The following is a 20,702-nucleotide window of genomic DNA, read 5'->3' as shown; positions in this document are numbered from 1 at the left end:
GTGATTGCGAGTCGGATCAGGGCTACGACTCGCCCGAGGACTCCGACGACTTGGATTCAGCACCGTCGGCGCTCTTGTGACCGGCGCCGTCGGGTGAGGTGGAACTGGAACCGCTCGAGTGATTCTGACCGGTGGACTCAGTCGTGGTACTCGATCCCGCCCCGGAAGTGTCGTTGGTGGTTTTGATAGCTGGTCTCGGCTCCTTCGCCGGTTTGGCAGTAGGCGCTTGAGATTTCGTGGTTCCCTCGGTCGCCTCTGCCGCCGACGACGTCGCCTTGGCACCCGATGCCCCTGCGGTCCGCGCCGTCGTTTTGAGGGTGACCGTCTTTCCCGATGACGCCGATGTCGAGTCGGCAACGGCCGAGGAAGTCCTGGCGGTCCCACCCGGAGGCTCGGTGGTGACGCCGGTGGAGCCTTCCGGAACGGTGATCGGGTCCGCCTTTGCGGGTGGTCCTCCGAAGTTGCTTGCGAGGGCGCCGACGAGGTTCCTGACGACGCTGACGGGGATTTCGACGAGGCCGGGGACGACCTGGAGAAGTGCCGCGACGGGACCGCCCTTGTTGTAGGCCTTCTTGATCCCGGCCACGAACTTGTCGAAAGCGGTGAATTCCAACGCGTAGCCGGTGCGGGTGAGTTTGGAGTAGGTAACCACCCACTCGCCGTTGACCTTCTCATACTGATCGGTGTAGTGGCCGGAGCCATGGATCGTGACGAGGCCGGCCAGGGAAAGCCTGTCCTGCATGGTCCATACGGCGCTGGCAGTCGTGTCGGACGTCAGTTCGATGTCCGGGTCGTAACCCTGGTGGCGGGTGTTGATTGCACTGAGCGTCAACGCGGTGAAAACGATGAACGGATCGCGGCTGGGGAAGTACGGCCCTGACGAACCGGTGGTGTCGACCACAGCGTCGGGACTGAAGAGTCGGCGCAGTGCCGCCCAGTTCTTGGTATCGACGTCATTGAAATACGTCGCCTTGAGCAGCTCGATCGCTGCCGTCTCGGCGTCCGCGTCGGCGACACTGGCCATCAACGAGACCGCTGGTGCAGCTACCTGCCTCGGAACAACCACCGAGGAATGGGCCACCGGAACGATCCCGTTGCCGGCTCCGATTGCGGCAACGGCGCCGAACACGACCGCGGCGCGCAGCATGCGTCGTTCGCCCGATGTGGCACCGCGGTACCGACCATGTACTTCTTTGCGCATGATTTCGCTCTCACTGTCGGAACTGCCGCATGGCGGAGTCACCGCCGTCCATCGATTCGTATATTCAACTTGTATCATTGATTATCCGAATGATAGGCGGCATCTGTCCGCGCGTCAAAGGCATCGTCCGCCGAGCGGGCCAAGCGCTACGTCCGTGAGCTGTCAGGTCACCGTAGATACCGTTCGAAGTCCCGAGGATCCAGCAGGTTGGTATCGGCGTTCGCGAGCGCTTCCTCGACGCCACGGGTTGACCCGAGAGACGTGAGAATCGCTGCGGAGTCGGGTGCCGCCACCGGTACTGCAGAGATGTGCTGGCGCATCTCATCCATCGCGTCACGCAGCGCATGGCCGGTCTTCGCCTGGACGGCCGCGACCCTGGCATTGGCCGAGGCCCGCTTGGCGTTCTCGGTCGCTCGCCGGTACTGGTCGTCGGCTTCATCCTTGTTCTTGTCTGCCCGTTGCTTGTTGAGCGCCGATGCACCGCTTTGCACCGAGAAGCCGAAGATCGTCCCGATCATCAGGGTGGCGATCGATTGCAGCGGATCGGCAATCCTGGACAGTTGGTCGAAGTCCTGCTGTTCGGTTGGATCGTCGTGAGTGACGACGTATACCGTCAGCCAGATCGCGATGGCACCACTGATCGCCAGCGCGACGATCACGAATACGGCGATCCATGTTGCGTTCACCCGCTCGAGTAGCGAACCCTCCTGCGTCTGAGGTGGAGTCACCTCGATCGGGTCCTGGATCTCGATGCCCGGTGTATCGACATCGGGGACTGCCGCCGTCTCGTTCGGGTCGGTCATCTTGTCACCCTTCTCACCTGCGGAAGGCCGCGAGGATGTCGCACCCCACCTGGATTCCGGTACGGCCGCCGAACTCCGGCTTGGGCAGGTGATACTCACCGTGTGTCTGGATGCCGGGCAGGCTCGCCAGCGTCTTGATCACCCGGGTCACACCCCGCGGGGAAACCAGCACATTCGCCTTGAGGAACGCCACCTTCTCCGGATCGGCGCTTTTGCCGCCGTAGCTGTTGACGAGCATGCCGGCGAACTCCAGGCTGATGCCGGCGAGGCCGGCGACCGCCGGTCCGACGAAAAGACCGACTATCCCGAGATAACTGGTCAGGGCCGGGATGATGATGCTCGCCGAGAATCCGACGAACGGGAGTTCCGTTTCGGCCTGGACGAACCATTCATAGAACAGCGGCAGCAGCGTCTCATCGTCGGGCGGGACGTTGTCGCCGGCGGTGCATGCGTACATATCCGGTCCGCTCGGACCTTCGGTGGTGATCGAGTAGGTGATGGCATTCAGCCAGTCGGGTACGAGCAGCCGGCTGATGCCCCAACCGGGCGGATTGCGGTAGAGCGCGGGAATGCTACTGATCCGCGCCGGCCCGGGTTGACGAGACGGATCACCGAACAACACAAGACCGTTGATCCGGCTGCGCAGGTGCTCGAATTTTCCACCCGAGCCGAACAGTCGCAGGATACTGCGCTTCATACCGTCCGCGGACTGCGAGTACCCGCTGAACCACAGCTCGAGCTCTGGGTCATCGATGTCGGGATTCACCGAAAGTTGTTGTGCAAGATCTTCATCCTCGGCGGTGATGACGTCGACGTAGCTCAGACCGGGATCACCACCCATGAGGCCGAGGTAGCCGCCCTTGGGGAACTGCAGCGGAATGTGGTTGATGTTGAGGATATTGCGCGCATACTCGCCGACATCCCAGGACGGACCGATGTTGAAGTCTGCACCACTGCCCGGTGCCGAGTAGAAATAGATCTTCCGATGGGCGATCGGCGTTGGCGGCAGCGGCGCGCCGCGCTGCACGATCTCGAGCTGCACCTTCATCACCGGGTCGAAAACTCCATCGGTGTTGATCTTCGGACCGAGTCTGTCGCCGCGGTCGATCTCCCTGTTGCGGGCCGCCGCGAACGTGCGCAGCACCGAGCCGAACAGTTCGGTGTATATCGGGCCGGCGTCGAGCCCTCTGCCGTAACTGAATCGACGGAGGTAGCCCTTGGCTTGCGGGATGGTGGGGTCGGTGTCGCCGACCTTTGTTGCTGGCACCACAGACATCGTGTTCTCACCTCACTTCACTGGAAGGTCATATACCTTGCGGCGCAGATCCTTTCAGAGTTTGAGGCCCAGCGCAGCCAACGTCACAGGTCCGGCGATCCCGTCGACCGTCAGCCCTGCGCGGTGCTGGAATTCGCGCACCGCGGCTTCGGTCAGTGCACCGTAGCTACCGTCGACGACCAAGTGCCCGGCGTAGGCCGAATAAGCAGTACGCAGACGTTCCTGTAACTTCTCGACCATCGGGCCGGTGGACCCGCGCTGCAGCACCACACCGGTTTGTGAAACCGTGCCGGTGCCCGCGTTCGTCCCCGTGAGTACCGCAGTCGCGTACTTGTTGACGTACTGGGCGAACACATCCCACGGGAAGTTGTCACCGACGTCGTGATGAGTACCGATGTGCAGTTCCTCGGTCACGTACTTGTGATCGCTGATGCCCGGCGCGGCGTGGTACGGCGGCATGATGACATCGGCTGGGATCGAATAGATTCCGCAGTCCCTGGCGGCGATGTAGGCCGCGATCTCGATATCGGATTCGATCGCCAGCCACTGCGCACGCGACCACCCCGCCTTGGATCCGGCGAAGCACAGGTTGAGGGTGAAGGCGTTCGCCGACAACACCGACCAGCTGGCGGAGTCGGTGTCGACCACCTTGCACAACACGCCGTCACGCAAGGTGTAGTGGTAAGAGACGTTGTGCGACCCGTCGCAGTAGCGGGCCAGTTGTTCGGCCGACGAGTTGCCCTCCTCGGTATGCAGCAACCAGTTCGTGGGCTTGCGGGTGCGTGGGGAGCGTCCGCCACCGGTGATGAAGTCGAGTTGGCGGAACGGCGGGGCAGATACGGTCTTGCCCACGGCGGTGGCCACGGCCAGTACCACCGCATCAGGTGTCCTGGGACTATCCGTCGCGGAGACTTCGGCCGCGAGCCGGTTGTAGATCTGTGTCGCCGCAGCGAAGCGCTCGTCATAGCGACTCGGAAACGCCGATCGCTGGACCTGCTGGGCATACCAGCCGGGAGAGTGCGCGGTGGAGTCGTAGTCCAGACGCTGCAGGGCCGCGTAGAACAGGCCGGCCGAGCGCGCCGGGTCCATCCGATCCTCGACCGTCCCCCACCACGGCGCACGCTGCTGAAAGACGCCGACCGAGTTGGCGTCGAAGGACAAGGCGTCGTGCGGGAACCGCAGTGATTCGGGGTCGCCGTTGTTGGCGTACATCGTCAGATTGGATTCGACAAGTGCTGTCGCGAGGGCGATTTGGATTCCGCGAGCACTGATGCCACGGCGGGAGCCCTCACCGATGATGGCGCGGGCGATGTCGTCTTTGGTGTAGGCGGGCATGTCACTCACATCCCTTCTTGTTCATGTCGGGACCCGCGACAGCGGGCTCGTGATGAACGTATTTCCCGTCCGGTCCGGGGACGTGAGTAGTGCAGTACCTGATTCCGGGCACAGGGGACCGGCCGGGGCTACGTCTCTTCGGGTGTCACCCCGTCCGACGAAGCTGACCGCCTCGAGATAGCGAGCGCTTGCCGCTGGTCATCGGCCCCCTGTAGCGCCGCCGACAGTGGGGGCCGTGTACGCACTTGCGCGATTCGGCGTGCACAGCGCCCACAGTCACCCGATGGTCACGACCTACGCCAGCGAGTCCTCCCACGCCCGGTACAACCCGGCGAAATGCCCGCCTGCATCGATCAATTCATTGGGCGACCCGTCCTCGACGATCCGCCCGTGCTCCAGCACCAGCACCCGATCGGAGCTCAACACCGTGGAGAGCCGGTGCGCGATCACCACGGCGGTGCGGTCGGCCAGCACCGTCACCAGAGCCCGTTGCACCAGGCGCTCGCTCGGGATGTCCAACGAGGACGTCGCCTCGTCCAGGATCAGCACCGCGGGATCGGCCAGGAACGCCCGCGCGAACGCGATGAGCTGACGCTGCCCCGCCGAGAGCCGGCCACCGCGTTTGGCGACATCGGTGGCGTACCCCTCAGGCAGGGCGTCGATGAACCGGTCCGCGCCGACGGCCTCCGCGGCGGCGCGCACCTCGGCATCGGTCGCAGACGGCCTGCCGAAGCGGATGTTGTCGGCGACGGTGCCCTCGAACATGAAGTTCTCCTGGGTCACCATCACCACGTGCCGGCGCAGTTCGGCCTGCTCGATATCGCGCAGGTCGACCCCATCCAGGCTGACCACACCCGAGACCGGGTCATAGAACCGCGCAATGAGTTTGGCGATGGTGGTCTTGCCCGCACCCGTGGTCCCCACCAGCGCCACCGTCTGCCCGGCAGGCAGGTTCAGCGTCAGATCCGGCAACACCGGGCGGCCCGGCACATAATCGAAGCGCACATCGCGGAAGTCGACTTCCCCGCGCACCGCTGCCAACCGCACCGGATCCGACGGATCGCGGATCCCGGGCTCGGTGGCCATCACCCCGGAGATCTTCTCCAGCGCGGCCGACGCCGACTGGAAGGTGTTGAAGAACTGCGAGATCTCCTGCATCGGCTCGAAGAAGATGCGCAGGTACAGCAGGAACGCGGTGAGCGTGCCGAGCGTCATCCGACCTTCGAGCACCAGGTAGCCACCGTAGAGCAGCACCACCCCGGTGGCGATGTTGCCGACCAACCGCACGCTGGGCATGAAGATCGCCATCAGTTTGAAGGCGCGCTCGTTGATCGACTTGTACTGGTCGGCAACGTCTTCGAAGATCTCCTGGTTGCGCGGCTCGCGGCGATACGCCTGCACGGCCTTGATGCCGGTCATGGTCTCGACGAACTGCACGATGACCAGTGCCGCAGCCTCGCGCACCAACAAGTAGGTCTTCGACGATTCGGTACGGAACCACCACACCAGCCCGACCAGAATGGGGAAGGCGCACAAGCACATCAGGCCCAGCCGCCAGTCCAGCACCAACAGGAGCACTGCGGTGCCACACATCGTCAGCACGGCGGTGATCAGCCCGTCGAACCCCGTCGACAGCATCTCCTGGATGGCCTCGATGTCATTGGTGGACCGGGCGACCACCCGGCCCGACGTGTAGCGGTCGTGGAAGGCCACGTCGAGACGCTGGAAGTGACGAAACAGCTTGCGCCGCAATTCCAGCAGCACCCGCTGGCCGATGCGTCCGGACCGGCGCAGGAACACCATGCGGCTGCCGGCCTGCAGGATGACCACACCGCACAGCACCGCCAGGATGACCACCAGTTCGCGCGCCGAACCGTCGGCCAGGATCGGCGGGATGCCATGATCGATCCCGCGCTGCACCAGGATGGGCACCGACAGCCGCGCGGCGTTCTCGACCACGACGATGATCGCCAGCACCGCGATGACCGCGCGGTAGGGCCGCAGTAGTGAGAACAACAGGGCGCGCGCTTCGCCGCGCCGCGACACGGTTTCGTCGATCACCGAATCGTCGGCGGACTCGACCGCCTGTCCGCGCCAGTCCGTGGTGCTCATCGCTGACGCTCCCAGGTGGTCAGCGCTTCATCCTCCAGGTGCAGATGCTCCAGCTGAGAACGGCATTCGTCGTTTTCCCAGTCGCAGGCGCGCTCGGCGCCGTCATCGAGCTCGTCGTCGGCAGCCAGCAGATAGCGGTATTCGGGCACGCCGGCCAGCAGTTCGCCGTGCGTGCCGATATGTGTGATGGTGCCGCCCTCGAGCAGCGCGACCCGGTCGGCGAGCAACACCGTCGAGGCGCGGTGCGCCACCACGATGCCGGTGACCTCGCGCAGCACCCGGCCCAGCGCCTCGGTGACGACGGCCTCGGTGTGGACGTCGAGCGCGGACAAGGTGTCGTCGAGCACCAGCACCGACGGCTGGGCCAGGATGGCACGCGCCAGCGAAAGCCGTTGCCGCTGACCACCGGACAGGCTCATGCCCTGTTCGCCGATGCGGGTGTCCAGACCGAACGGCAGATCGTAGACGAACTCGGCAGCCGCCACCCGGACCGCTTCGGCGAGCTGCTCCTCGCTCGCGACGGGGTTACCGAGTTGCAGGTTCTCCCGCACCGACATGGAGAACAGCGTCGGGTCCTCGAACGCGGTGGCCACCGCGCGCCGCAACGCCGGCAGTGACAGGTCGCGGATATCTTTGCCGTCCAACATGATCCGACCCTCGGTGACGTCGTAGAGCCGGGACAACAGGGCGGCGAGCACCGTTTTGCCCGACCCGGTGGAACCCACCAGGGCGATGGTCTCCCCCGGCTCGACGGCCAGGTTCACATGCCGTAAGGCCCAGTCAGAGCTGTCTGCAAACCGGAAGCCGACGTCGACGAGTTCCAGCCGACCGCCGCGCGGGGTGGCGCCGTCCGGCCCGTCGGTGATCTCGCGTGGCGCGTCGAAGATCTCGGTGACCCGGTTGGCCGCCGTCATTGCCTCCTGCGTCATCGACAGCAGGAAGCCCAGCGAGGCGATCGGCCACACCAGCGACAGCATCATCGTGATGAACGCGACCAGGGTGCCCATGGTGACCAGCCCGTGGCCCGCCGCATAGGCACCGACGCCGAGGACGACGATCAGCGTGACAGTCGGGATGACCTCCAGGAGTGTCCAGAATTTCGCGGACACGCCGACCTTGCGGACCTCGGTGTCGAACAGGTCGGAGGCCCGCTCGTCGAACCGCTCGTAGGCGTACTCCTCCCGGCCGAACGCCTTGACCACCCGCATCCCGAGGGCCTGCTCCTCGACGTGGGTGGCGACGTTGCCGGACTGGTCCTGCGCCTGTCGGGACAGCTTGGTGAACTGCCGCTGGAAGTGCAGCACCGTCGCGGTGATCGGCGCGATGGACAGCACCACGACGACCCCGAGCGGCCAGTACATCGCCAGCAGGATCGATGTCACGACGACGATCTGGACGAAGTTGAGCATCAGGAACAGCAGACCGAAGGACAGGAACTGCCGGATGGTGCCGAGGTCGTTCATCACCCGCGACAGCAGCTGCCCGGACTGCCACCGGCCGTGGAAGTTCATCGGCAGGATCTGCAGCCGCGCGTAGAGGTCCTTGCGGATATCGGCTTCCACACCCATGGTGGCGCGGGCCACCAGCCAGCGGCGGATGAACCACAGCACGGCCTCGGATACGCCGACGGCGGTGGCGGCCGAGCCCAGGATCCACAGTCCGCGCTCGTCCTGGTGGCGGATCGGCCCGTCGATCACCGCCTTGGTGATCAGCGGGATCGACACCGTGGCACCCAGGCTGACGAATGCGGCCAGCACCATGACGGCCCAGCGCACTCGGTAGGGCTTCAGGTACGGCAGCAGGCGCAGGATGTCCGAGGTCGCGCGGATACGGCGCGGCGGCGGCGCAATGGCCGGTGCCCCGCGCAGCGCACTTCCGTCCGTATCCATGACCCCACCCACTAAGACTGTCTAACTCACGTCACCGACATCTACGTCGGCACTGACGTCTTCTCCGTCGCTTCGCTCGCCCCGGGAACCCCCGGTTCCGATGTTCCCACGCCGGGCAACCGAATAACCGTTCGCAACTCGACGCTAAAACCTCAACATAGATTGAGGTCAATGGCATTCCCCTGTGGGCTGTCAGACAAACCCGAGATACCCGATGGCGCCGGCACCGGCGACGATGAACAGCGGATTGATCTTGCTGACCAGGAAGATCCCGGTGCACACGGCGGTGACGGCGTACGCCCGCCAGTCGTGGTCGGCGGCCCGGCTCATCACCAGCGAGGTGGCCAGGATGAGCCCGACCGTCAGCGGCGCGAAGCCCTTCTCGACGGCGATGCGCAGTTTGGACTTCGCCGCGCGCTGCCAGAACAGCGTCACGACGTAGACGAACGATGCCGCGGGCAGCACCATCGCCACCATCGCGATCAACCCACCCAGGATCGCCGCGGGCACACCTCCGACGTGCAGACCCGCGCCGTAGCCCACCATCGACACGATCAGGATGCTGGGCCCCGGCGCGGTCTGCGAGATGGAGAACAGGTCGGCGAACTGGCCGTTGGTCAGCCAGTGCCGATGGTTGACCGCCTGCATGTGCATCTCCGGCAGCACCACGTTGCCGCCGCCGATGGACAGCAGCGAGAGCATCCCGAACAGGCCGGCGATCTGCAGGTAAGTGCTCACGACTTCACCTGCTCACGCCCCCGTGGCCAGGCCCAGATCAGGCTCAGCGGCGCCAGGATCGCCAGCGTCCCCAGCAGCGGCCAGCGCAACAACCCGTTGAGCAGGAACGCCCCGCCGAACAGCAGCACCGGCACCACCCCGGTGAGGCATTTCTGGCCCGTCTTGATCACCATCGTCAGCGTCAGCGCCACCGCCGCGGCCGACGCGCCGTGCAGCACCCCTTTGACCGCAGGCACTTCCTTGAAGCGGAAGTAGACGAACGACAGCGCCAGGATGATCACCAGCGGCATCAGGCACAGGCCGACGACGGCCGCGACCGCTCCGGCCAGGCCGCGCATCTTGGTGCCCGCGAAGACGGCCATGTTGACCTGATTGGCGCCCGGCAGAATCCGGCACATCGTCATCGCCGACAGGAACTCCGCCTCGCCCAGCCACTCCTTCTCGACCACCAGGACTTCCCGCGACCAGGCCGAGAGTCCACCACCGAACGACGCCAGGGCGATGTGGTTGAACGTGAGCGCCAGTTCCACCAAGGACACCCGCGCTCCATCGATCCCCGGGTCGCTGCGCTTCTGCCCGCCGAATTCACTCATGCATCAAGTCCGGATCATGCGGGAAATCGTCCTCGCCATGATCCCCGGGCCGCAGCGGATCCGGCGGCTCGTACTGATGCGAGGACTCCCAGTCAAAGGCGAAGATCCCGCCCAGCCGGGCGACGGCCTCGGGGTCCTCGACGATGACGCCGAGCTCGCGGCGCAGGTCGAAGGCACTGCGGTCGATGTTCATCGAGCCGACCAACGCGTGCGCGTCATCGGCGATGAGCAGTTTCGCGTGCACCCGCAGGTTCTTCTGCTTGTGCACCTTCACGCCGAACCGGCGCAGGGTGCGCAGCGAGGCGAAGGTGTCCAGGATGTCCCACTCGCTGATGCCGTGCTTCCCGCCGCACAGCACGCGCACCTTCACGCCGCGCCCGGCCGCGGCCGCAATGTGGTCGAGAATCACCGCGTCCACGTATTTCGGATGTTGAATATCGAGCCGGCGCCGGGCACTGTCGATGAATTGCGCCATGTGATATCGCGAATTCGAATTGCTCCACAACAGCCCCTCGAACACCGCCGGATGCCAATCGTCGTGGTGCTCCCAGTCCGCGTTGAACGCATCGACGATCTGCGCCACGTGTTGCGGCACCGTGGTGACGACGCCGTAGTCGCGGGTGAGGGTGAAGTACTTCTCGCAGAGGTTGAACGTGGCCACCAGCGCGGCCCGCCCGTCGACGACGATCGACTTCTCGTGCGTGACATAGAACTTCGGGTTGGTCCACGCCACGTTCACACCGGCGCCCTGCAGCCGGGTGAACGAATCGTCGTTGGCGCGGTCCCCGCCGGAGCGGGCCGGGTTCAGCATCACCCGCACGTCGACACCCGCGTTGTGCCGCTCGATCACCGTTTGCAGCACCGATTCTTCGGTGAAGGTGAATTGTTTGATGAGCAAAGATTTTTCGGCCGCCGCGACGAATTGCCGTACAGGTTCGACGCCGTCATCGGGCTGGACGATTACCCGCGGCGTCAATGCCTGCATAAATGCCGGATGCTAGCACCGAATGATGTCCGGGACGTGCCTGCCGCGATAGCCGTACCGCATCGGGCAAGATGGGCCCCATGGACAGTGCAGCAGCCTCACCCCGGGTCCTCGTCGTCGACGACGATCCCGACGTCTTGGCCTCGCTGGAACGCGGCCTGCGGCTGTCCGGGTTCGAGGTCACCACGGCGGTCGACGGCGCCGAGGCGCTGCGCAGCGCCACCGAGACCCGTCCGGACGCGATCGTGCTGGATATCAACATGCCCGTCCTGGACGGCGTCAGCGTGGTCACCGCCCTGCGCGCGATGGACAACGATGTGCCGGTGTGTGTGCTGTCGGCCCGCAGCTCGGTGGACGACAGAGTGTCCGGGCTGGAGGCCGGCGCCGACGACTACCTGGTCAAGCCGTTCGTGCTGCAGGAGCTGGTGGCCCGGGTCAAGGCATTGCTGCGCCGGCGCGGGTCGACCGCGACGTTCTCGTCGGAGACCATCTCGGTGGGTCCACTCGAGGTGGACATCCCGGGCCGGCGTGCCCGGGTCAACGGCGCCGATGTCGACCTGACCAAACGCGAGTTCGACCTGCTGGCCGTGCTCGCCGAGCACAAGACCGCGGTACTGTCCCGCGCCCAGCTGCTGGAGTTGGTGTGGGGTTACGACTTCGCCGCCGACACCAATGTGGTGGACGTCTTCATCGGATACCTGCGCCGCAAGCTGGAGGCCGGCGGTGCGCCGCGACTGCTGCACACGGTCCGCGGTGTGGGGTTCGTCCTCAGGCAGCAGTAGGTCCGGATGGACCTGAACGACCGGCTGTACCGGCTCTTGGGACTCCCCAAACGGGCCCTGTCCCTACGCTCCATCGTCCTGGTGGCGGCGTTCTCCGTGATCATGACCGTCATCACGATCGGCACCTGGGTGTGGATCGGCATCACCAACGAGCAGTACAGCCAGCTGGACCGGCGGCTGGACTCGATCAGCAGTCTCGGCGACGTCACCACGCTGCTCAGCAGCGCCCTCAACGATCACACCGATGAGCCCGCGCCCAACGCCGGGCTGGTGCGTACCGCCCGCATCGGCGGAGCCACCGTGTCCGCACCCGAAGACATCGTGCTGCCGGAGTTCCCCGACGGTTTCGCCACCACCACCATCAACGGCGTCGAATACCGGGTGCGAACCTTCAGCGCCGGGCAGGCCTCGGTGGCCCTGGGCGCACCGGTCGCCGAAACCGAGCATCAGATCGATTCCCAGCACCGGCGCGTGCTGTTGATCTGCGGGCTCGTCATCGGCGGCACGGCCGTCGTGGGTTTCGTGATTTCGGCCATCATGATCACGCCCTTCCGGCGGCTGGCCCAGCAGGCCAGGGCCATCAACTCCCAGTCCAACCCCGAAGAGGTCCATGTGCGCGGGGTGTGGGAAGCCACCGAGATCGGCGAAGCGGTGGAAGGCATGCTGGCCCGCATCGGCGACGAGCAGCAGCGCACCAAGGCGGCCCTCGAGTCGGCCCGGGATTTCGCCGCCGTCGCATCCCATGAACTGCGCACCCCGCTGACGGCGATGCGCACCAACCTCGAGGTGCTGGACACCCTGGAGATGCCCGACGAGCAACGCAAGGAAGTACTCGGCGACGTCATCCGCACCCAGACCCGGATCGAGGCGACCCTGACGGCGCTGGAGCGCCTGGCCCAGGGCCAGTTGACCACCTCCGACGACCACGTGCCGGTCGATATCAGCGAGTTGCTCGACCGCGCCGCGCACGACGCCATGCGCGTGTATCCCGATCTGGACGTGTCCCTGGTGCCCGCGCCGACGGTACTGATCCTCGGACTGCCCGCCGGCTTGCGGCTGGCGGTCGACAATGCGATCGCCAATGCCGTCAAACACGGCAACGCGACCCGGATCCAGCTGTCGGCGGTGGCCTCCCGGGCCGGGGTGGAGATCGCCGTCGATGACGACGGGGTCGGCTTACCGGAGGAGGAACGCATCCGGGTCTTCGAGCGGTTCTCCCGCGGATCGACGGCCTCGCATTCCGGGTCTGGTCTGGGCTTGGCGCTGGTGGCTCAGCAGGCCGAATTGCACGGCGGCAGCGCATCTTTGGAGGCCAGCCCGCTCGGTGGAGTGCGGTTGCTGCTGCGGTTGCCGGGGCCGGCTTAGCCGGACGCTAGCTCGGCGAGGAGTCCGTGCCGGCGACGGGCGTCAAGCAGTAGGCCCGCACCGGGTCGGGATAGGTGTAGGTGGCGGTGTCTTCCGGGCACTGGGCGGCGACGGAATCGAATCGCTGCACCACCCTGTACGCCTTGTCGTCGGTGCTGGCACAGTCGGTCAATTCGAGGTTCTTGCCGCCTGCAGTGGGGTGATAGCAGTGCCCCGCGGTGAGGTTCTCGACAAGGCAGAGCCGGCCGACCGCGTGGTGGTCCAGACTCCAGTCATAGCTGACGTAATTGGGGTTGGCGCACGGCCGGTCGCTGTCCAGCACCGCGCCGACCGTGAAGCTGGGATCGGTGCCGCAGTCGGTGCGGTGCACGTCAGTACCTTCGCCCCCGAGCGCAACACAATCTCCGACAAGGAAACTCGTGATCTCCTGCTTGGCCGCATCGGTCGCTCGCTGCACTTCGCGTTTCTCGGCGAGACTGAATTTGGCCAGCATGATCAGCGCGACGCCGACGATGGTGAATGCCAGCCGGGCCTTCTTGGTGCGCCACCACCGCGTTTTGGCAGGGGCGGGTTGGGCAGTGAGTTGCGGGTCGGTCATGACCGTCGATCCTTTGTTCGCGTGTACAACCGGGAAAAGCCCACATATCGAGGCCTCTGCAAGGTGTAGTCGCGAAAGGATCGCCGATCCGAATGTCACCGCAGGGTGATCTACCCCACGAAATGGTGCACGGTTCCGGCACCGCCGACTGTCCGGTCAGGGCACGCATATCGCGCTGCGGCGTGTCCTGACCGGACATTCGAGCCGTAGCTCAGCGAGCGTTCAGCAGGTCGATCACAAAGATCAATGTCTTGCCGGACAGCCGATGACCACCACCGGCCGGACCGTAGGCCTGCTCGGGTGGGATGGTCAGCTTGCGCCGGCCACCGACTTTCATCCCCGGGATCCCGTCCTGCCAGCCCTGGATGAGGCCGCGCAGCGGGAACGAGATCGACTCGCCGCGGTTCCACGAGCTGTCGAACTCCTCGCCGGTGTCGTACTCGACGCCGACGTAGTGCACCTCGACAGTCCCGCCCGGTACTGCTTCGTCACCGTCGCCGACGGTGACGTCCTCGATGACGAGCTCGGTGGGTGCCGGGCCGTCCGGAAATTCGATCTCTGGTTTTGTTGCCACGCTTGTCCACCGTAGTCGGGCACACTGGCTTCATGGCCACCGATGCGGACATCCTCTCCGAAGTCAACAAGCTCGTCGCCGAAGAGCAGGAGCTGCGCACCGCGCTGCAGCACCGCGAGATCGACGAATCCACCGAACACAAGCGCCTGCGCTCCATCGAGGTGCAGCTCGACCAGTGTTGGGATCTGCTGCGGCAGCGGCGGGCGCTGCGCGAATCCGGCGGTAACCCCGATGACGCCGCGGCCCGCCCCGCCGACGAGGTCGAGGGCTACCTGGGCTGAGGGTGGCATACGCGCAGTTCGACGTCGTCATCGTCGGCGGCGGACACAACGGTCTGGTCGCCGCCGCATATCTGGCGCGCGCGGGACGCCGGGTCCGGCTGTTGGAGCGCCTCGACCACGTGGGCGGGGCGGCCGTCTCGGCGCATGCCTTCGACGGAATCGACGCCCGACTGTCCCGGTACTCCTATCTGGTGAGCCTGCTGCCGCGCCGCATCATCGACGACCTGGGCGCCCGGATCCGGTTGGCCCGGCGCCGGCATTCCTCCTACACCCCGGATCCGACCACCGGCGCGACCACGGGTCTGCTGCTCGGGCCGCACAACACCTTCGACGTCATCGGCGCCGGGTCCGACGCCGCCGGTTTCGCGGAGTTCTACCGGCGCACCGGGCTGCTCACCAAGGCTCTCTGGCCGACACTGCTGCAACCGCTGCAGACGCGCTCGGCGGCCCGAGCGCGGGTGCTGGCCGGCGGGGCCGACGCGGCCACCGCATGGCACGACATCGTCGAGGCCCCGATCGGGCAGGCCATCACCGCGGCGGTGCGCAACGACCTGGTGCGCGGGGTGATCGCCACCGATGCGCTGATCGGCACGTTCGCCTCGACCGAGGATCCGTCGCTGATCCAGAACGTGTGCTTCCTGTATCACCTGCTCGGCGGCGGCACCGGTGACTGGGACGTCCCGATCGGGGGGATGGGCGCGGTCACCGGTGCACTTAGCGCGGCAGCCAGCGGCTTCGGAGCTGAAATCACCACCGGTGCAGAGGTTTTCGCGATCACTCCGGACGGGCAGGTGCGATACCGGGCCGATGGTCAGGACCACAGCGTGTCCGGCACCCATGTGCTGGCCGGGGTGACTCCCACGGTGCTGGCCGGGCTGCTGGACGAGCCGGCGCCCGCCTCGGCGCCGGGGTCCCAGATCAAGGTCAACTTGATGCTGCGCCGACTGCCCCGGCTGCGGGACAGCTCCGTCACCGCCGAACAGGCCTTCGGCGGTACCTTCCACATCAACGAGACGCTCGGCCAATTGGAGAGCGCCTACACCGCAGCCGCCGGGCACCACGTTCCCGAACCGCTGCCCTGCGAGATCTATTGCCACTCACTGACCGACCCCAGCATCCTGTCCGCGCGGCTGCGCGACAGCGGTGCACATACCCTGACGGTGTTCGGGTTGCACACCCCACACAGCCTGTCCGTCGGCTCCGATCCGGACCGGGCCCGCGACCGGCTCACGGCCGCTGCCCTGGAGTCCTTGAATTCCGTTCTGGCCGAGCCGATTCAGGATGTGGTGGCCGAGGATGCCGCCGGCCGGCTGTGCATCGAGGCGAAGACCACCGTCGACCTGGACAACATCCTGGGCATGACGGCGGGCAACATCTTCCACGGCGGGCTGAGTTGGCCGTTCGCCGAGGACGACGAACCGCTGGGCACCCCGGCGCAGCGTTGGGGTGTGGCGACCGGGCATCCGCGGATCTTGTTGTGCGGCTCCGGATCGCGGCGCGGCGGGGCGGTCTCCGGTATCGGCGGGCACAACGCGGCGATGGCCGTCCTAGAGAGCTAGCTTCCGCAAAATAGCCTGCAGTGCAACCAGATCCGATTCATTCAGGGTGGCCAGGGCGGCAGGGGCGGGATCCTGCACCGCTTCCACCGCGGCGGCCAGCGCATGCCCCTGCTCGGTCAGTGAGACCACCTTGCAGCGCCGGTTCTGCGGATTGGTCTGGCGCAACACCAGCCCGCGCTCTTCCAGATCGTTGACGGCCACCGTTGCGGCGGGGGCGTCCATGGTGGCCGCCTCGGCGAGTTCCTTGACGGTCATCGGGTTGCGGGCCAGCCTTCGCAGCACCCGGATCCGGCTGAATGGCAGACCGGACCGGTCGATCACCGCACGTTTCCAGTCACCGCGGTTCTCGTGCACAAGGGCGGCCATCCGCTGCCACACGTCGTCGGCCAGTGGACTATCGGACATGGGCGGCCGCCTTGTGTTGCCCCTCGATCAGCGGCACCAACCGTTGGGCCGAGGCCAGCGCGCGCGGTGAGGTGGAGACGAAGCCGAGCACGGTGATCAGCACCCCGAGCCCGACACAGAGCAGCCACAGCGGACGGGCGGCGCTCATGAAATCCACGTGGCCGGACAGCACCGTGATACCGGTGACCGAACCGCACAGCGCCACACCGATACTCACGCCGATCTGGCGACTGGTACTGGTGACCGCCGAGGCCGCACCGGCCCGGTCCAAGGGCATCCCGCTGACCGCCGCGTTGGTGATCGGGGCGTTGACCATCGAGAAGCCGATACCGAACACCGCAAAGACCACCAACAGCGCCCACACCGGCGTCGTCGCCGTCAGGAATGTCAGCAAGAAGGACGCCAGCGTGATGAGCAGTCCGGCCGCCAGCAGCGACGGTCGCGCACCGTAGCGCCCCACCAGCCGGCCCGACAGCGGCGAGAACAGCAGGGCTCCGATGGCGATCGGCAGGTAGATCAGCCCGGTGTGCATCGCCGAGAACCCCCGTTCGGCCTGCAGGTAGAGCGACATCATGAACAGGAACGCACCCCAGGTGGAGAAGGCGCTGATGGCGATCAGCGTCGCGGACGCGAACGGCACGCTACGGAAGAACCGTAGGTCGATGAATGGGTCGTGGCGGCGGGACTCGTAGCGCAGGAACGCCGCGAAAGCCAGCACGGCCAGTACCGCACCCACGATCACCCGCGGATTGGCCCAGCCCATCGCGGGGCCCTCGATGAGCGCGAACACCACACCGAACAGGAACGTCACCGCCAGTCCCTGGCCCACCGGGTCCACATTGCGCATGGTGAGCGATTTGGTTTCCGGCACGAAGAGGGCGGTCAGCACGATCGCGGCCGCGCAGATCGGCAGGTTGATCCAGAACACCGCGCGCCAGCTGACGTACTCGATGAGCAGACCGCCCACCGTCGGCCCCAGGGCCATCGAGATGCCGACCACCGCACCCCAGAACCCCAGAGCTCGGGCGCGCTCCACCTTCCCGGTGAATACCTGCGAAATAATGGACAGCGCAACAGGATTGAGCATCGAACCGCCGATCGCCTGCAGGAAGCGGGCGGCGATCAGGGTTTCGATCCCGGGGGCCAGGCTGCACAGCAGCGAGCCACCGGCGAAAACCAGCAGGCCGATCTGGAAGACGCGGCGACGCCCGAACCGGTCACCCATGGCACCGGAGAGCATCAGCAGTGAGGCCAGCACCAAGGTGTAGATGTCGACCACCCACTGCAGCTGGGCCGGCGTGGCACCGAGATCGGTCCGGATGGACGGGATGGCCACGTTGACGATGGTGGCGTCCATCGAGACGATCAGCAGGCTCAGGCAACACGACATCAGCACGACGGCTTTGCGCCGCGGGGTCAGAGTACTGATGGTTTCATTCACACAACTATTGTGAACTTACAATCTTTACCTGTGCAAACGCTGTCCGCTGAGCAGACAGAAACTTCCGCCTTTTCAGCTGAAAAGGCGGAAGTCTGTGTCTGCTCGCGGAATCTAGCTGCGGCCGTCGATAGCTGCGTAGTCACGCTCGGTGTAACCGGTGTAGATCTGCCGCGGGCGGCCGATCTTGCCGGGCTCGGAATGCATCTCACGCCAGTGCGCGATCCATCCGGGCAGCCGGCCGAGCGCGAACAGCACGGTGAACATGCGGGTCGGGAAGCCCATCGCGCGGTAGATGACGCCGGTGTAGTAATCGACGTTCGGGTAGAGCTTGCGCTCGATGAAGAAGTCGTCGGTCAGCGCGATCTCCTCGAGCTGCTTGGCGATGTCGAGCAACTCGTCGTTGACGCCGAGCTTGGCCAGGATCTTGTCGGCCTGCTCCTTGACGATGCGCGCCCGCGGGTCGTAGTTCTTGTAGACCCGGTGCCCGAAGCCCATGAGCTTGACACCTTCTTCGCGGTTCTTCACCTTCTTGACGAAGGTCTGCACGTCGTCGTCGCCGTCCTTGATCTTCTGCAGCATCTCCAGCACGGCCTGGTTGGCGCCGCCGTGCAGCGGGCCCCACAGCGCGTTGATGCCGCCGGAGATCGAGGTGAACAGGTTGGCCTGCGACGAACCCACCAGCCGGACCGTCGAGGTCGAGCAGTTCTGCTCGTGGTCGGCATGCAGGATGAACAGCATGTCCAGGGCCCGCACGATCTCGGGGTCCAGCTCATAGGGCTCGGCCGGGAAACCGAACGTCATCCGGAGGAAATTCTCCACCAGCGTCAGCGAGTTGTCCGGGTACAGGAATGGCTGCCCCACCGACTTCTTGTAGGCGTAGGCCGCGATGGTCGGCAGCTTGGCCAGCAACCGGATGGTGGAGAGCTCCACCTGCTCCTTGTCGAGCGGATCCAGCGAATCCTGGTAGTAGGCGCTCAGCGCATTGGCCGCCGACGACAGCACCGGCATGGGGTGCGCGTTGCGCGGGAAGCCGTCGAAGAACCGCTTGAGATCCTCGTGCAGCATGGTGTGCCGCTGGATCTGGGTGGTGAACGCTTCCAGCTGCTCGGTGGTGGGCAGCTCACCGTAGATGAGCAGGTAGCTGACCTCGATGAAGGTCGACTTCTCGGCCAGCTGCTCGATCGGGTAGCCGCGGTAGCGCAGAATGCCGGCGTCGCCGTCGATGTAGGTGATCGCGGACTTTGTCGACGACGTGTTGACGAAACCGCCGTCGAACGTCGTGTAGCCCGTCTTGGCCAGCAGGTTGCCGAGCGCGATACCGTCCGAACCTTCGGTTGCGCGGACGATATCCAGGTCCAATGAGCCACCCGGATACGACAGGGTCGCTACTTGGTCAGGGCTGGAGTTTTCGGCCACGGGAGCCCCTTCTGTGGTCGTAGGCTGAGCTTCACTACTGGACGGTAGTCGTTAACGTTGCGGCCCGCTTGCGGGGGGTACCGGCTCCCAGGATCGCCGGAATCTGTCGAACGCGACGGACAGACGTTCGCACAGCACTCCCGACTCGATCGGCGGTTGGCCGGGCAACCCGAGCCCGGCGAACGAGGACGAGAACAACAAGGTCCAGACGTCGGCGACCAGCGCCACCGCCGGATCTCCCGGTGCGACACCCAGCCATCCGGCAAGCGCGACGACCGAGGTGCCCGCCCGCAGCTGCTTGAAGGCGAACGGCGACATCGTCATGGAGGTGGCCCCGTTGACGATGGAGATGAGCACGGCCATCCGGGTGAAGGCCGGCGACTCGTGCCCCCGCCGGGGCGTGAAGATCTCCAGATGCGCCCTCAGCAGCGCCTCGTAGGCGGTGATCCCGGCGGGCTGACGGCGCAGCGCCTCGGCGACATAGGTGTCCATGTCGTCGGCCAGGGCGGCGACGACATCGGCCTTGGTGGGGAAATACCTGCTGAACGTGCGAGGAGACACATCGGCGGCGGCCGCGATCTGCTCCACGGTGGTGTTGTCGAACCCTTGGCGCTGACACAGCTCGGCCGCGACGGCCACCAGGGTGGCGCGCGTCTTGAGCTTCTTGCGCTCGCGCAGGCCCGCCCCGGCGTGGTCAGACATGCGCCGCCACATCGAGATCCGCGACGAATTCCGCCGTGTGGATGCACGCCTGATTCAACCGCTCCACCATGAGCAGCGGCCCCAGCGGACCGCCGTCGGTATCCCCGACCAGATCGCCGCAGGCGGCCACGATGATCGACGAGAACACCGACACCCCGAGCAGCAGCCGGCGGTCATCGGCCGGCACGCCCATCCGATCTGCCAGGACGGCAAGGACTCTCGGATGCTTGAACTCGAAGGCGCCTTGGCGCAACACGTCCGAGGAGTTGATGATGCGAAGCATCAGCACGATGCGGTCCTTGGTGAGCCGGCCGACCGTCTCACCGTCGACCCGGGTCAGCACCTTCACGTGCGCGGCACGCAGCGCTTCGACCGGCCCGAGGTGGCGTGGCAGCCGGCTGATCTCATCGGCGATCTCGTCCGCGAGATCTTCGATGAGGGTGAGGAAGACGGCCTCCTTGGTGGCGAAGTAGCGACTGAAGGTGCGTGCCGACACCTCCGCCACCGCCGCGATCTGGTCGACCGTGGTGCCCTCGTAGCCCTGCCGCAGGCAAAGGTCGAGCGCAGCGTCGATCAGCGTCGCGCGGGTTCGTTGTTTCTTACGCTCACGCAGGCCGAGATCGGTGCCTCTCCTGGCATCAGCCATT

The 20,702-nt window shown here is 65.8% G+C and carries 20 protein-coding genes; 4 read left to right on the top strand and 16 right to left on the bottom strand.

All coding sequences use genetic code 11. From position 1 onward, the window contains the following. Window positions 1-22: 22 nt before the first annotated feature. The 9 genes from ACXPWS_RS04210 to ACXPWS_RS04170 all read right to left on the bottom strand — a co-directional run bounded on the left by ACXPWS_RS04210 (window position 23) and on the right by ACXPWS_RS04170 (window position 10,932). Window positions 23-1,201 carry a nuclear transport factor 2 family protein gene (locus ACXPWS_RS04210; protein WP_458711233.1) on the bottom strand — a complete coding sequence of 393 codons (1,179 nt, stop codon included), beginning with the start codon at window positions 1,199-1,201 and terminating at the stop codon, window positions 23-25. 167 nt (window positions 1,202-1,368) lie between these two features. Next, window positions 1,369-2,004 (bottom strand): hypothetical protein, encoded by a 636-nt coding sequence (locus ACXPWS_RS04205; RefSeq protein ID WP_458711232.1) that lies wholly within the window; start codon window positions 2,002-2,004, stop codon window positions 1,369-1,371. A 13-nt stretch (window positions 2,005-2,017) separates the two neighbouring features. Further along, window positions 2,018-3,280, bottom strand: coding sequence for a hypothetical protein (locus ACXPWS_RS04200; protein WP_458711231.1), 1,263 nt, complete (start codon window positions 3,278-3,280; stop codon window positions 2,018-2,020). A 54-nt stretch (window positions 3,281-3,334) separates the two neighbouring features. Then, window positions 3,335-4,615 carry a peptidoglycan recognition protein family protein gene (locus ACXPWS_RS04195; RefSeq protein ID WP_458713408.1) on the bottom strand — a complete coding sequence of 427 codons (1,281 nt, stop codon included), beginning with the start codon at window positions 4,613-4,615 and terminating at the stop codon, window positions 3,335-3,337. Window positions 4,616-4,909: 294 nt separating this feature from the next. Beyond that, window positions 4,910-6,727 carry an ABC transporter ATP-binding protein gene (locus tag ACXPWS_RS04190; protein ID WP_458711230.1) on the bottom strand — a complete coding sequence of 606 codons (1,818 nt, stop codon included), beginning with the start codon at window positions 6,725-6,727 and terminating at the stop codon, window positions 4,910-4,912. Next, window positions 6,724-8,616, bottom strand: coding sequence for an ABC transporter ATP-binding protein (locus ACXPWS_RS04185; protein ID WP_458711229.1), 1,893 nt, complete (start codon window positions 8,614-8,616; stop codon window positions 6,724-6,726). The genes ACXPWS_RS04190 and ACXPWS_RS04185 overlap by 4 nt, the downstream gene beginning before the upstream one ends. A 192-nt stretch (window positions 8,617-8,808) precedes the next feature. Continuing rightward, complete coding sequence (locus ACXPWS_RS04180; protein ID WP_458711228.1) at window positions 8,809-9,354, bottom strand: chromate transporter; 546 nt, start codon at window positions 9,352-9,354, stop codon at window positions 8,809-8,811. Beyond that, the gene (locus tag ACXPWS_RS04175) at window positions 9,351-9,947 is read right to left on the bottom strand and encodes a chromate transporter (protein ID WP_458711227.1); all 597 of its coding nucleotides are present in this window, start codon (window positions 9,945-9,947) and stop codon (window positions 9,351-9,353) included. The genes ACXPWS_RS04180 and ACXPWS_RS04175 overlap by 4 nt, the downstream gene beginning before the upstream one ends. Next, window positions 9,940-10,932, bottom strand: a complete 993-nt coding sequence (locus ACXPWS_RS04170) for a phospholipase D-like domain-containing protein (protein WP_458711226.1) — start codon at window positions 10,930-10,932, stop codon at window positions 9,940-9,942. Before ACXPWS_RS04170 ends, ACXPWS_RS04175 begins: the two co-directional genes overlap by 8 nt. Before the next feature lie 80 nt (window positions 10,933-11,012). Here ACXPWS_RS04170 and ACXPWS_RS04165 point away from each other — a divergent pair, with 80 nt between their 5' ends. Then, entirely contained in the window at window positions 11,013-11,714 is a 702-nt protein-coding gene (locus tag ACXPWS_RS04165; RefSeq protein WP_458711225.1) for a response regulator transcription factor, read from the top strand. A gap of 6 nt (window positions 11,715-11,720) precedes the next feature. Further along, window positions 11,721-13,079 carry a sensor histidine kinase gene (locus ACXPWS_RS04160; protein WP_458711224.1) on the top strand — a complete coding sequence of 453 codons (1,359 nt, stop codon included), beginning with the start codon at window positions 11,721-11,723 and terminating at the stop codon, window positions 13,077-13,079. A 7-nt stretch (window positions 13,080-13,086) separates the two neighbouring features. On the opposite strand, the gene ACXPWS_RS04155 is transcribed toward ACXPWS_RS04160, so the two are convergent. After that, window positions 13,087-13,677, bottom strand: coding sequence for an LppU/SCO3897 family protein (locus ACXPWS_RS04155; RefSeq protein WP_458711223.1), 591 nt, complete (start codon window positions 13,675-13,677; stop codon window positions 13,087-13,089). Window positions 13,678-13,888: 211 nt separating this feature from the next. Then, window positions 13,889-14,251 (bottom strand): FKBP-type peptidyl-prolyl cis-trans isomerase, encoded by a 363-nt coding sequence (locus ACXPWS_RS04150; protein WP_458711222.1) that lies wholly within the window; start codon window positions 14,249-14,251, stop codon window positions 13,889-13,891. Between the two features lie 32 nt (window positions 14,252-14,283). Here ACXPWS_RS04150 and ACXPWS_RS04145 point away from each other — a divergent pair, with 32 nt between their 5' ends. Continuing rightward, window positions 14,284-14,532: a DUF2630 family protein gene (locus tag ACXPWS_RS04145; protein ID WP_458711221.1), complete on the top strand. Its 249-nt coding sequence runs from the start codon at window positions 14,284-14,286 to the stop codon at window positions 14,530-14,532. Between the two features lie 2 nt (window positions 14,533-14,534). Beyond that, window positions 14,535-16,091 carry a phytoene desaturase family protein gene (locus ACXPWS_RS04140; RefSeq protein ID WP_458711220.1) on the top strand — a complete coding sequence of 519 codons (1,557 nt, stop codon included), beginning with the start codon at window positions 14,535-14,537 and terminating at the stop codon, window positions 16,089-16,091. Here ACXPWS_RS04140 and ACXPWS_RS04135 read toward each other — a convergent pair. The 5 genes from ACXPWS_RS04135 to ACXPWS_RS04115 form a co-directional block, all read right to left on the bottom strand. Further along, entirely contained in the window at window positions 16,080-16,496 is a 417-nt protein-coding gene (locus ACXPWS_RS04135) for a MarR family winged helix-turn-helix transcriptional regulator (RefSeq protein ID WP_458711219.1), read from the bottom strand. The genes ACXPWS_RS04140 and ACXPWS_RS04135 overlap by 12 nt on opposite strands. Beyond that, window positions 16,486-17,916 (bottom strand): MFS transporter, encoded by a 1,431-nt coding sequence (locus ACXPWS_RS04130; RefSeq protein WP_458713407.1) that lies wholly within the window; start codon window positions 17,914-17,916, stop codon window positions 16,486-16,488. Before ACXPWS_RS04130 ends, ACXPWS_RS04135 begins: the two co-directional genes overlap by 11 nt. 132 nt (window positions 17,917-18,048) lie before the next feature. Beyond that, complete coding sequence (locus ACXPWS_RS04125; protein ID WP_458711218.1) at window positions 18,049-19,353, bottom strand: citrate synthase; 1,305 nt, start codon at window positions 19,351-19,353, stop codon at window positions 18,049-18,051. Between the two features lie 51 nt (window positions 19,354-19,404). Continuing rightward, window positions 19,405-20,055, bottom strand: a complete 651-nt coding sequence (locus tag ACXPWS_RS04120; RefSeq protein ID WP_458711217.1) for a TetR family transcriptional regulator — start codon at window positions 20,053-20,055, stop codon at window positions 19,405-19,407. After that, window positions 20,048-20,701, bottom strand: a complete 654-nt coding sequence (locus ACXPWS_RS04115; RefSeq protein ID WP_458711216.1) for a TetR/AcrR family transcriptional regulator — start codon at window positions 20,699-20,701, stop codon at window positions 20,048-20,050. The genes ACXPWS_RS04120 and ACXPWS_RS04115 overlap by 8 nt, the downstream gene beginning before the upstream one ends. Between the last annotated feature and the right edge of the window lies 1 nt (window position 20,702).

Source organism: Mycobacterium sp. BMJ-28, from assembly GCF_054404835.1.
Note: the sequence above shows the minus strand (reverse complement) of the source record. Positions and strands in the feature narration are given on the sequence as shown.

Coding starts and splice junctions, on each gene's coding strand:
- ACXPWS_RS04210 (WP_458711233.1), bottom strand. CDS start 1,201: ATGCGCAAAGAAGTACATGGTCGGTACCGCGGTGCCACATCGGGCGAA.
- ACXPWS_RS04205 (WP_458711232.1), bottom strand. CDS start 2,004: ATGACCGACCCGAACGAGACGGCGGCAGTCCCCGATGTCGATACACCG.
- ACXPWS_RS04200 (WP_458711231.1), bottom strand. CDS start 3,280: ATGTCTGTGGTGCCAGCAACAAAGGTCGGCGACACCGACCCCACCATC.
- ACXPWS_RS04195 (WP_458713408.1), bottom strand. CDS start 4,615: ATGCCCGCCTACACCAAAGACGACATCGCCCGCGCCATCATCGGTGAG.
- ACXPWS_RS04190 (WP_458711230.1), bottom strand. CDS start 6,727: ATGAGCACCACGGACTGGCGCGGACAGGCGGTCGAGTCCGCCGACGAT.
- ACXPWS_RS04185 (WP_458711229.1), bottom strand. CDS start 8,616: ATGGATACGGACGGAAGTGCGCTGCGCGGGGCACCGGCCATTGCGCCG.
- ACXPWS_RS04175 (WP_458711227.1), bottom strand. CDS start 9,947: ATGAGTGAATTCGGCGGGCAGAAGCGCAGCGACCCGGGGATCGATGGA.
- ACXPWS_RS04170 (WP_458711226.1), bottom strand. CDS start 10,932: ATGCAGGCATTGACGCCGCGGGTAATCGTCCAGCCCGATGACGGCGTC.
- ACXPWS_RS04165 (WP_458711225.1), top strand. CDS start 11,013: ATGGACAGTGCAGCAGCCTCACCCCGGGTCCTCGTCGTCGACGACGAT.
- ACXPWS_RS04160 (WP_458711224.1), top strand. CDS start 11,721: ATGGACCTGAACGACCGGCTGTACCGGCTCTTGGGACTCCCCAAACGG.
- ACXPWS_RS04155 (WP_458711223.1), bottom strand. CDS start 13,677: ATGACCGACCCGCAACTCACTGCCCAACCCGCCCCTGCCAAAACGCGG.
- ACXPWS_RS04145 (WP_458711221.1), top strand. CDS start 14,284: ATGGCCACCGATGCGGACATCCTCTCCGAAGTCAACAAGCTCGTCGCC.
- ACXPWS_RS04135 (WP_458711219.1), bottom strand. CDS start 16,496: ATGTCCGATAGTCCACTGGCCGACGACGTGTGGCAGCGGATGGCCGCC.
- ACXPWS_RS04120 (WP_458711217.1), bottom strand. CDS start 20,055: ATGTCTGACCACGCCGGGGCGGGCCTGCGCGAGCGCAAGAAGCTCAAG.
- ACXPWS_RS04115 (WP_458711216.1), bottom strand. CDS start 20,701: ATGGCTGATGCCAGGAGAGGCACCGATCTCGGCCTGCGTGAGCGTAAG.